The organism is Algoriphagus terrigena DSM 22685, from assembly GCF_000429445.1.
Taxonomy (GTDB): domain Bacteria; phylum Bacteroidota; class Bacteroidia; order Cytophagales; family Cyclobacteriaceae; genus Algoriphagus; species Algoriphagus terrigena.
Window position 1 is genome coordinate 123,902 of sequence record NZ_AUBW01000021.1, and the last position, 11,227, is coordinate 135,128.

Sequence of the window (11,227 nt, forward strand, 5' to 3'; positions counted from 1 at the left end):
AGCGTATAATCAGATTATTTTATCTCAGATATGACCCCAAATCAAAAACAATTCATGCTTCAGGCCATTGCGCTGGCAAAAGAAGGAATGCTTGGCGGAAACGGCGGCCCTTTTGGCTGCGTCATCGTCAAGGACGGCAAGATCGTCGGCCAGGGCTCCAACATGGTCTTGACCACCAAAGATCCCACCGCTCACGCCGAGGTCGTCGCCATCCGTGAAGCCTGCAAGAATCTCGATAATTTCCAGTTGGACGGATGTGAAGTCTATACCTCCTGCGAGCCTTGCCCGATGTGTCTGGGCGCGATCTTTTGGGCCAGGCCTGCCAAGGTCTACTACGCCTGCACCAAAGAGGACGCCGCCAATGCGGGATTTGATGACCACTTTATCTATCAGGAGATCGAGGTGAACCCCGCCGACAGACAGATCCCCATGGTTTCTTTTCTGCGAGAAGAAAGCCTGAAGGCCTTCGAGCTTTGGAAGGAAAAAGGCGATAAGGAATTGTATTGAAGATTTTTGATTTACAACCTTCTCCATACACATCGCTCCGATTAGTTCCCTTAAACCCACCCAAAATGAGCCAGATCAAAACCTTCTTTTTATTCTACTTTTTATTGCTGTCAACAGTAGCATTTACGCAGCAAGACTTCAAAGCTTCCTACAACTACGGCAAGTCGGTGGCGGTTTTTGGAGGTTCGGTATCGGTGATTCCTGCGAGTGACAGCGCCAAGGATATGTGGAAAGAGCGCTTGGGAATGAGCATCACCAACTACGGAGTCGGCGGCGCTGGCTTTTCGTCCCTTCAGGGGAAGTCCCTTCAGCAGCAAGTGGACGAAGCTGGTGTATTTGATATCTACATCCTCTGGGCGTCGACCAATGACTACACCAATCAGCGCGAAGTGGGAAGCTATACGGACTACACCGAATTTGACAACTTCGATGAAGCCAAGCTGATCACCCAAGCCGGCGGGATCAACTACTGCATCAAGAAGATCTACGAGCTCAACCCGAACGCGAAGATTTACTTTTTCACGTCCAGCAAAGCCTTCAACGATCGGGGTGCCTACGATCCTCAGGTCGTCGATGGAATGGTACGCCACGTAGACATGCAGAAGCAAATCTGCGAGCTTCACGGCATCCCCTATCTGGATCAGTTCACGCTCGGCGGCTATAATGTCTATAACAAACACCTCTACTACGTCGACCCTATCCACATGAACGGCGCCGGCTACCAAAAACTGGGAGAGCTTCAGGTGGCTTTTCTGGCTTTTCCCGACTGAAAAAAACAGCTGCCAACTGCCCACTAAAATCTGCCTACTGAACCCTTCCTACTTCTTCAGACTCTGCAAATACTTGATGCTTTTCGGCACCTGCTGATAGTAGATTGGACTTTCATCTTCGAGATAGAAGTGCTCCACTCCGGCTTTCTTCGCCGCTTTCAGGATCGAAGGGAGATCCAGTTGGCCGGTTCCCAGCGCGACGTCATTTTCGACAGGCGTTCCACCAGACATATTGCCAACAATCCCTTTCTTGAGATCTTTCATGTGCATCAGCTTGAAACGGTTGCCATACTTCTCCAATAAAGCTGCTGGATCGGCTCCGGGAAAAAACGTCCAAAGAATGTCCATCTCGAAGCTCACATAGTCCGGATTGGTTTCTCGGATCATCAGGTCAAACAAGGTACCCTCTCCATGCGGCTCAAACTCATAGCCGTGGTTGTGGTAGGCGAAAGTCAGGTCATGCTCCTCTTTGAGGATCTTTCCCACAGCGTTGAAATCAGCGATGGTTTGCTTGGCATCTTCCAATGAAAATGCACCCTTGTGAGGCACCCAAGCAACTCTGACAAACTTCGCCCCTAAGGTTTTGGCGTTTTCCGCTACGGTGGCGGTCTTTTCCATCAGATCTTTGTATCCTACGCCAAAGGAAGAGCAATGCATGCCGCGCTTGTCAAGTTCTTTTTTGATATCGGCTGCCGTGTGTCCAAAAAGGTTGGAAAATTCCATATCGGTGATCCCCATCTGCTGCAGCGTGTCGAGCGTGGCGGGAAGGTCTTTCGAGAGGCTATTCCGATAGGTGTATGAAACCATTCCTGGCATTTCCGGGAAAAGCATCTCTTGTGCTTGAAGCTGCAGCGTAAATAAAACTACCGCGCATAGGGAGAAAAAAGTCTGTTTGATCATGGTCGCTTTGGGAATATTTTTCTCCCAAGTTATACCTACTTTCCAATTCGACAATTTTTCTTAACACCGCTGAACCGGTATGCCGCTTTTTATACCGCAAGTTTGAGCGGATTGTCAAATGACTCCGCTTGAATAAATCTGTTTTGAATCGACTCTTTTTCTCTATAAATTCCTTATTCACAACCAGATAAAAGCATAAACCCTACATATCATGAAATCGAGCATGTCGCATACGACACCCACCGGGATGAATATCAACCATGCGAGATTCCATCAGACAATTAAAAACTAAATTATAAACAGATGAAAAAGTCAGCATTAATTTTTGGAGTATGTGCATTGGTGGCGGGAATCACCGCATTTACATTCCGAACCGAGGAATTACCCTATCATCTAAAACTGGGAACTCCTGAGATCAAGTCGATGACTTCACTCACCTTTGGGCCGGACGGCATCCTATTCATCGGCGACTCCAAGGGTGCTGCGGTCATCGCAGTGAACACCAAGGACGCAAGCAATACCGAGTTGCAGCCAATCAATCTGGAGGGAATCGACAAAAAACTGGCGGCGATGCTGGGAACCACAGCCGAAAATATCTCGATCTTGGATATTGCTGTAAACCCGATTTCCAAGAAAGTCTATCTGGCAGTTCAGTCTGCTGATGGCACTCCGGTCTTATTGAGTATCGCCGGAGAAAGCATCGAGGCAGTCTCGCTGAAAGATGTGGAGTTTGATGCAGTCGCGCTCAACAACTCGCCTGCAGAGGATGCGAAGGACGGTCGGGGAAGGCCTTTACGCGTCTCCTCTATCTCTGATCTGGGCTATTCTGACGGCATGTTGATGGTAAGCGGACTATCCAATCAGGAGTTTAGCTCCACGTTCAGAAGCATCCCCTTCCCTTTCACAAATGAGCAGGATTACGCCTCACTTGAGATCTTCCATGCCGCTCATGGTCGATACGAAACCACCTCTCCGATCAAGACTTTCACCACCGCCGAGGTAAACGGCAAACAATATCTGATCGCAAGCTACACCTGCACCCCTCTGGTGCTTTTCCCAATGGATGAATTGAAAGCCGGAACTCACGTGAAAGGCAGAACCATCGCGGAGATGGGAAGCGGCAACCAACCTCTGGATCTGGTAAGCATGGAGAAAGACGGCAAATCCTATCTGGTAATGTCCAACTCCAACCGGCCGGTGTTTCGGGTCGATTTTGCAGATATCGAAAAATTCCAAGGCTCGCTGACCGAGCCGGTGACTGCCAACTTCGCCACTGAAGGAGTCGATTTTGTCTCCATGCCGATGACGAATGTCCTCCAACTGGACAAGATTACCGACGACACAATGGTGATCCTGCAGCGCAGATCCAATGGCTCACTGGATCTATGGACGACTGATAAAGCTGAGCATCTGTTGAAATAATGCATTGCAAATCCTTTCCAATCAGGTTGTGTACCGTACACAGCCTGATTTTTTTTGGTGCGCTTTTATTGATTTCCTGCTCGAAGAAGGCGGAAAGCGGGATTTCTATCCGCTGGGAAGGTGATCGGGCAGTGGGTTTGGTTATCCCATCAAGCTTACTGGGTAATCCCGATCTGACCCAATTGACCATCCGTCTAGTCCAAGAGGGAAATAGCGTCCCGATCTTGGGCGATCTTCAGGAGACTGAGGAGAGGATTCTTTTCACTCCGCTTATTCCTTTTACAAGAGGGGAGAGCTATGAGGTTTTGTACGGAGACTCCGTCATCGGGACAGTGGCCATTCCTCAACTAGCCCAAGGTGATGCAGATCTGGCCGTGGATGAGATCTATCCCACGCAGGACACGCTTCCTGAAAACCAGCTGAAGTTCTTCGTAAAGTTCTCCAAACCCATGCGGGAAGGCGAGTCAGTGTCGCATTTGACGCTTTTAAACAGTGACAACGACACCTTGAAAGGCGTATTTCTGGACCTCCAGCCCGAGCTTTGGAATGAAGATCAGACGATACTCACCGTTTGGCTGGATCCCGGTAGAATCAAGCGGGACTTGATCCCAAACCTGGAAATGGGAGCACCGCTGGAAGATGGAAAATCCTATCGGCTGCAAATCTCCGATCAGTGGAAAGGAAAAAATGGAGAAAAACTAGACCAGGTCTATTCCAAAGACTTTATCGTGACTAAAAGAGACAGCATCTATCCTGTTCCCGCTTCCTGGGTTTTCGACACTCCAAAAGCAGGCACAGCGGATGCAGTAATCCTTGACTTTTCTGAAACCTTGGACTACAGCCTGCTCAATGAAGTCTTTAAGATCCTGAACAAGGACGGACAAAAGCTTCTCGGAAACTGGACAATCGGGATCGAAGAAAAAAGCATCCGCTTTACTCCTGAAACCCCATGGAAAAAAGGCAAGTACATCCTGGAAATCGAAAGTAGGTTGGAAGACTTAGCGGGAAATAATTTAAACCGCCTTTTTGAAATCGACCTCTTAAATCAAGCCCAGACGACTGCAGCCTCAGATTTCAAACAGTTGGAATTTGAGGTCAAAGAATAAGTTCGACCGCCTTCGGGGTCGTTTTCAGTATTGGATCTGGTTTCAATGTGTTGAAAATGAAGCCGAAACAAGCTGGATCGCTGATTTGACGATCCTGAAGGGATCGAACCGTGAATAGCCATGGGTGCAACCCATGGATTGGAAGATATCTACCAATCCCACGACCCCGAATGGGGTCAAACTTCTCAATACTGTGTCCGCCGTGGCGGAGCCGCGGGTGTGGTTGGTGAGCGAAGTCGAACCAAAACCCGTGGCAAGAAAATCCAAGACAATTTCGGAAACGACCCCAGAAGGGGTCGAACTTTTAACTTGAAGATTCTCTATTTCCCGATCTTCGATGTTCCGCTCTTCGAGATTTGCATTCTCAAACCCAGATCATAGGATTTGAAATCCGTCAAAAAAACAACCCAGCCATCGCTGACTGGGTTAGATCGTGTCAATTTAGCTTTACCGCGTAAATCTTAAATCAAAAATCTGATATCGCTTTTATCTTCTTCCTCCACCCGGAGGCATCATGCGGCTCATCGCCTGCTTGGCGCCGCCCATCTTGTTCATCTGCTTCATCATCTTGCGCATGTCGTCAAACTGCTTCATCAGATTGTTTACCTCGATGATGGTTCTTCCTGATCCGTCTGCAATTCGCTTTCTTCTTCTACCATCGATGATGTCCGGCTGCTGACGCTCTTTTGGAGTCATGCTTCGGATGATCGCCTCGATCGGCTTGAAGCTGTCGTCATCGATATCCAAACCTTTCATCGCCTTGCCCATGCCCGGGATCATTCCGATCAGGTCTTTGATGTTACCCATCTTTTTCACCTGCTCGAGCTGCGAAAGGAAGTCGTCAAAGTTGAAGTTGTTTTGACGGATCTTGGTATTGATACGCTTGGCTTCGTCCTCGTCAAAAGACTGCTGCGCGCGCTCCACCAGGGAGATCACATCACCCATTCCGAGGATTCGCTGCGCCATACGATCCGGATGGAACACATCCAGATTCTCCATCTTCTCACCTGTGGAGATGAATTTGATTGGCTTGTTGACTACGTGGCGAATCGAAATCGCCGCACCACCACGGGTATCACCGTCGAGTTTGGTCAGGACGACTCCGTCAAAATTCAGTCGCTCGTCGAAGGTCTTGGCAGTATTCACCGCATCCTGACCCGTCATCGAATCGACCACAAACAAGGTTTCTGAAGGATTCAGGGCTCTTTTCAGCTCCTCAATCTCTTTCATCATCTGATCATCCACTGCCAGACGACCCGCAGTATCGACGACTACCGTCTTTTTACCGGTCTTCTTCGCATACGCAATCGCATTGTTGGCGATGCTCAATGCATTCTTGTTTTCCGGCTCAGCGTACACCTCCACGCCGATCTGCTCGCCCAATACTTTCAGCTGGTCGATCGCCGCAGGTCGGTAGATATCGCAAGCCACCAAAAGCACCTGACGTCCCTGTCTCTTCAGCAAGCTTCCGAGTTTACCGGTAAAAGTCGTCTTACCAGAACCCTGCAAACCTGAGATCAGGATCACGGCAGGATCGCCGCTCAATTTGATGTCCACTTTGGAACCGCCCATGAGCTTGGTCAGCTCCTCTTGGGTGATCTTCACAAGGAGTTGGCCCGGAGAGACAGAGATCAACACGTCGCGGCCCATGGCCTCTTCCTTGATCTTGTCGGTGACTTCCTTGGCTACTTTATAGTTGACGTCGGCATCGATCAGAGCTCTTCTGATCTCCTTTACGGTGGATGCTACGTTGATTTCGGTGATTTTCCCGGTTCCTTTCAGGGTTTTGAAAGCCCGGTCAAGCTTTAAACTTAAATTATCAAACATTCGGATCGGTATCTATAGGCTGCAAAAGTAATGATTTTGAGGTTTTGGAGGAAAAATAATATGAGTATCCGCGATGTTACACGTTAAGATCACTGAGATGGAATTTCAAGCGGATATTCGTCTACGCTTTAGGAACCCCAGCGTCACTGCAACTGCAAACTGCGCCGAAGAAGGCTTCTGAGCTTGCCGGACGACCGCCGACCTCCCATCTCCCGACTTCCTTCTTCCAAACTTCCCCGCCCCGGCCAATCCTTTCCCCCGAAATCCCTATTTTGCAGCCTAAATTTTGAAACTCCGTACATGAAGCTAAATTTTCAGAAGGAACTCCTTCCCCACCTCTTGGGGGTTGTTCTTTTTTACCTCATCGTGGTGCTGTATTTCTCTCCCATGGTTTTCGATGGGAAGATCATCTTCCAGGGCGACATCCTGCAGTGGGAAGGCTCGGCCAAAGCGGTGCTGGACTATCGGGAGCAAACCGGCGAGCAAGCCCTTTGGACGAATAGCATGTTTGGCGGGATGCCCTCCTATTTCGTCAGTCTGGAGTTTCCGGGCGACATTACCAACACCCTGATCAAAGTGCTGACGTTTGGTCTTCCCCATCCGATCAGCGGACTGTTTTTTGGGATGGTGGGCATGTATATCCTGCTGCTCAGCTTCGGCGTCCGGCCTGTTTTCGCCATCGGCGGCGCGATCGCCTTCTCTTTCAACACTTACAACCTGCTCTCGCTCGAAGCGGGGCACAACGCCAAGATCTGGGCCGTGTGTCTGATTCCCATGATCTTGGCAGGTATCCATCTAGCCTTTGAGGGAAAAAGAGTCCTCGGTGCGGCGCTGCTGGCATTGGGACTTTTGCTTCAGCTGAAGTTCAACCACCTGCAGATCACCTATTACACGCTGATTATCTCCGTGATCTATGTCGGCGTCAGGCTTGTCTTTGATTGGAAAAAAGAGGGCCTTCCCGGTCTTTCCAAGACGCTTGGCTTCCTGGTACTCGGAGCGATCCTGGCCGTCGGTGGCAATATCGGCAGACTCGCCACCGCCCTCGAATACAGCCCCTTTTCCACCCGCGGCAACACAACTCTCGAAACAAAATCATCCGGACTGGACCGAGACTATGCCTTTGGCTGGTCCAACGGGAAGCTGGAAACACTCACCCTACTCGTGCCCGACTTCTACGGAGGAGGCAGCAATACGCCACTTCCCGAAGGCTCTGCTTCCGAAAAAGCACTCCGCGCACAGGGCATCGACAATGCCCAGATTAATGGATTCCTACAGGGCGCGCCGACTTATTGGGGTGATCAGCCCTTCACCGGCGGCCCCATGTACGGCAGCGTAATCTTGGTTTTCCTGGCAGTCTTGGGCATCTGGGCTGCGCCAAAAGAGAGTTTGATCACCTTCGGGACGATCATCGTCATCTCTTTGATGCTGAGCTGGGGAAAGAATCTCGCGTGGTTCAACTACGCACTTTTTGACATCCTGCCCGGCTACAACAAGTTCCGTGCGGTGTCCATGGCATTGGGAATGACCCTGTTTGCCATCCCGGTCTTGGGAATGATTTCCCTGGAACGATTGGCAAAAAAGGGCGATCTCAAGCCACTTCTCTTTGCCGGAGGGATCGTCGGAGGACTGACCTTGATCCTTGCGGTGGCTTCCGGAGCATTCTTCCGATTTGAAGGAGCAGCCGATGCAGGCCTGCCGGAGTGGCTCGCAAGTGCGATCAAAGTCGACCGCAAAGCAATGCTTTCAGCCTCGGCTTGGAAAAGTTTTGCTTTCGTGGCGCTTGCTGCCGGTCTGATCTATTTCTATCTCAAGGGAAAGATCTCCGACCTCATCCTCGGTGCGGCGTTGATCGCGCTGATCACTTTGGACGTCTGGACGATCAACCGACGATATCTCAACAACGAATCGTTTCAAGGCAATCCATCGCGGCAGTTTTTCGCAGAAACTCCTGCCGAAAAATCCATCGCTGCGGATCAAAGTTATTTCCGCGTGTTGCCTCTCTCTGAAGGATTGACGCAGGGTGCACGCACGGCCTATCGCTTCAACAGTCTGGGAGGCTATCACGGTGCCAAGCTGAGACGTTATCAGGATTTGGTCGAAAACCAGCTTCAGCCGGAGTTGGAGGACTTTATCGCCAAAGCGCAAGAAGGAAACTTCGACTGGGAAGGTACGGGGGTGATCAATATGCTCAACACCAAATACCTCATCGCAGGGTCAGAGGCCAATGCAGTCTTCGAAAACCCACAGGCCAACGGCGCTGCTTGGGTGCCCAGCGAAGTTCGGCCAGTACAAAGCAACAATGAAGAGATCGAGCTTTTGGGAGAGATCAACACCAAGACCACCGCTACGCTCAACACGCAGGAGTTTGGGCAGATTCCAGCAGGAGCAGGACAGATCTCGCTGACTTCCAATTCACCAAATGAGATGAAATACCAGGCTTCCATGACACAGGGCGGATTGGCGGTCTTCTCGGAAGTCCACTATCCGAAAGGCTGGACGGCGACCATTGACGGGAAAGAAGCTCCGATCGTGCGGGTCAATTACCTGCTTCGCGGACTGGAAATTCCCGCCGGAGATCATGAAGTTGTCTTTACCTTTGAGCCGTCGAGCTATTACGCGACCAAGACCGCGACGGTACTGTTCCAATACCTGATCCTGGTCACCCTGATTGCCGGCATATTCTTCACCTACAAAGAGACCCATGCAAGCGCCTAAGCCCGAGCAGAAAGAACAGGTTGTCAGTTTCTATGACCAGTTTGCCGAAAAGCAGCAAAAGACCGGAATCAACTCCCGGCATCTCAGCATCCTTGCCAAGGTGAAAGACGCAGGCTTGCAGGCGAATCACCGTATCCTCGAAGTGGGTTGCGGGATCGGCACCGTATCTCATCTTTTGGCTACACAGGTGACCAAAGGCGAAGTCCTTGCGGTGGACATCTCCCCGGAGAGTATCGAGAAAGCCAAAGTCCTCTGGAAATCCCAATCCAATCTGCACTTTGAAGTGTCGGACATGTCTGACTTTGACAAGAAAGGCAAGACCTTCGACTTCTTCGTCTTTCCCGATGTACTGGAGCATATCCCGGTGGATCAGCATTTTCGTCTTTTCCAGAACATCAACAAGCATGCGCACCAAGATTCGGTGATCTTCATCCACATCCCTTCGCCGAGATATCTGCAGTGGATGATCGAAAATGAACCCGAAAAACTCCAGGTCATCGACCAGCCTTTGGACTCCGGTGACCTGATCAAAAGCATCACCGCAAACGGCTTTTACCTCGAAAAGATGGAAACCTATCCGCTCTTCTTTGACGAAAAAGACTACCAGTACTTTATCTTTCGCGCAGCAAAACCCCTCCAATCCTCCACGCCCCGCAGCAAGTGGAGCGTGCTGATGGAGCGGTTGCGCATCCGCCTGCAATACGGCCTAACCAAATAAATCAACCGGAACTATGAAAATCCAGGAAAATGCAGTGGTCGGACTGACCTACGAACTCAAAGTGAGCAAGGAAGAAGACGGCATCGAGTCGGCGCCTTTCAGCGTGGAAATCCGTGACGAGGAAGATCCTTTTTACTTTCTTTTTGGGCAAAGTGGCCTGCCGGAAAAGTTTGAAGAACTGCTGGCCGGCAAGGCAGAAGGGGAAAGCTTTGCCTTCGACATCGCTGTGGCAGATGCCTATGGAGAGCCCGACGACGAGTTGGTGATCTCACTGCCAGCGGAGCAGTTTTCCGGAGAGAGAGGCTTCTCCCCCGAGATGCTGGACGAGGGAAATTTCCTGCCTTTGGTAGATGAAAACGGCTACAGCATGCAGGCCAAAGTCCTCAAAAACATGGGCGAAACCCTCTTGCTGGACTTCAATCATCCACTGGTGGGATTTGATCTGCACTTTGAGGGAAAGATCAATGAGGTGCGTGAAGCAACCAAGGAAGAGCTCGAGCACGGGCATGTGCACGGCGAACATGGGGAACACGAATAGGAAGTACGATTTACGAGATACGATTTACGAGGCCTTCGGGAGAGTTGGGGAGTTTGGTCCTAGCTACGTCCTTGATTTAGGAAATTCAGGCGCAAGGAATAGAAAAGTGTTTGGGGTTTTGGCCCTGGACACTTTTTTTATGAGTATAGTCCTTATGGGCGCAACCTTTAAAGTAAACTTTTATAGATCGAATTGCCGCAACTCCCCCTTTCCTAAAGGGGGTCGGGGGGATTTATCTCAAATGACCGGCTTCCCAATCGTCGATGTAAAAGCTAATTTGGGCAAGAACAGCATTCATATGTTTTTTGACCTCCAAATCAGAAAACCTCAAGAAAGATAGCCCCAGTTCCTCCAAAGTACTTTGTCTCGCTACATCATTTAGAAAAACGTCTTCATGAAGATGAGAATCCCCGTCTATCTCGATCACCAAGTTTAGTTTTTTGCAATAGAAATCCACGATGTAATTCCCTAAGGTTTTTTGCCGGTTGAAGGCATATCCTCTCATGCTACCAGCTCGCAGTTTCTGCCAAAGCAGGATTTCCGATAGCGTGGACTGATTTCTCAGTTCCCTGGAAAATTCCTTTAATGAGCGATTGTAGGGCAAAAAGTACATGATGGAATTTAGGTTTTTGACTTGTCCTGAATTGAGTTTACACCAGGTAAACTACTATGAAACGACAAAAAGAAAAAAAGACGAGAGGAATAGGGTCTCTGAGTTGGGCTG

The 11,227-nt window shown here is 49.9% G+C and carries 11 protein-coding genes; 8 read left to right on the forward strand and 3 right to left on the reverse strand.

All coding sequences use genetic code 11. From position 1 onward, the window contains the following. Window positions 1-30: 30 nt before the first annotated feature. Window positions 31-507, forward strand: a complete 477-nt coding sequence (locus tag G459_RS0118685) for a nucleoside deaminase (RefSeq protein ID WP_026969010.1) — start codon at window positions 31-33, stop codon at window positions 505-507. Between the two features lie 65 nt (window positions 508-572). Beyond that, complete coding sequence (locus G459_RS0118690; RefSeq protein WP_026969011.1) at window positions 573-1,277, forward strand: SGNH/GDSL hydrolase family protein; 705 nt, start codon at window positions 573-575, stop codon at window positions 1,275-1,277. Between the two features lie 48 nt (window positions 1,278-1,325). Here the strand turns inward: G459_RS0118690 and G459_RS0118695 are convergent, their stop codons facing one another. Beyond that, a complete protein-coding gene (locus G459_RS0118695; protein ID WP_026969012.1) occupies window positions 1,326-2,177 on the reverse strand; it encodes a sugar phosphate isomerase/epimerase family protein in 852 nt (283 codons plus the stop codon). A gap of 303 nt (window positions 2,178-2,480) precedes the next feature. On the opposite strand from G459_RS0118695, the gene G459_RS0118700 reads away from it, so the two are divergent. The 3 genes from G459_RS0118700 to G459_RS30205 all read left to right on the forward strand — a co-directional run bounded on the left by G459_RS0118700 (window position 2,481) and on the right by G459_RS30205 (window position 5,086). Continuing rightward, window positions 2,481-3,599, forward strand: coding sequence for a hypothetical protein (locus G459_RS0118700; protein WP_026969013.1), 1,119 nt, complete (start codon window positions 2,481-2,483; stop codon window positions 3,597-3,599). A 26-nt stretch (window positions 3,600-3,625) separates the two neighbouring features. After that, entirely contained in the window at window positions 3,626-4,705 is a 1,080-nt protein-coding gene (locus tag G459_RS27915) for an Ig-like domain-containing domain (RefSeq protein WP_157373379.1), read from the forward strand. A 120-nt stretch (window positions 4,706-4,825) separates the two neighbouring features. Beyond that, a complete protein-coding gene (locus G459_RS30205; protein ID WP_026969014.1) occupies window positions 4,826-5,086 on the forward strand; it encodes a hypothetical protein in 261 nt (86 codons plus the stop codon). Window positions 5,087-5,191: 105 nt separating this feature from the next. Here G459_RS30205 and ffh read toward each other — a convergent pair whose 3' ends face one another. Next, complete coding sequence (ffh, locus tag G459_RS0118715) at window positions 5,192-6,532, reverse strand: signal recognition particle protein (RefSeq protein ID WP_026969015.1); 1,341 nt, start codon at window positions 6,530-6,532, stop codon at window positions 5,192-5,194. A 300-nt stretch (window positions 6,533-6,832) separates the two neighbouring features. Here ffh and G459_RS0118725 point away from each other — a divergent pair, with 300 nt between their 5' ends. The 3 genes from G459_RS0118725 to G459_RS0118735 are packed head-to-tail and all read left to right on the forward strand — an operon-like array spanning window position 6,833 to window position 10,503. Continuing rightward, window positions 6,833-9,247, forward strand: coding sequence for a YfhO family protein (locus G459_RS0118725; protein WP_026969016.1), 2,415 nt, complete (start codon window positions 6,833-6,835; stop codon window positions 9,245-9,247). After that, on the forward strand, window positions 9,234-9,965 hold the full coding sequence (locus G459_RS0118730; protein ID WP_026969017.1) for a class I SAM-dependent methyltransferase: 732 nt from the start codon (window positions 9,234-9,236) through the stop codon (window positions 9,963-9,965). Before G459_RS0118725 ends, G459_RS0118730 begins: the two co-directional genes overlap by 14 nt. A gap of 13 nt (window positions 9,966-9,978) precedes the next feature. Beyond that, entirely contained in the window at window positions 9,979-10,503 is a 525-nt protein-coding gene (locus tag G459_RS0118735; RefSeq protein ID WP_026969018.1) for an FKBP-type peptidyl-prolyl cis-trans isomerase, read from the forward strand. A 232-nt stretch (window positions 10,504-10,735) separates the two neighbouring features. On the opposite strand, the gene G459_RS0118740 is transcribed toward G459_RS0118735, so the two are convergent. Beyond that, on the reverse strand, window positions 10,736-11,116 hold the full coding sequence (locus tag G459_RS0118740; protein ID WP_026969019.1) for an endonuclease domain-containing protein: 381 nt from the start codon (window positions 11,114-11,116) through the stop codon (window positions 10,736-10,738). Between the last annotated feature and the right edge of the window lie 111 nt (window positions 11,117-11,227).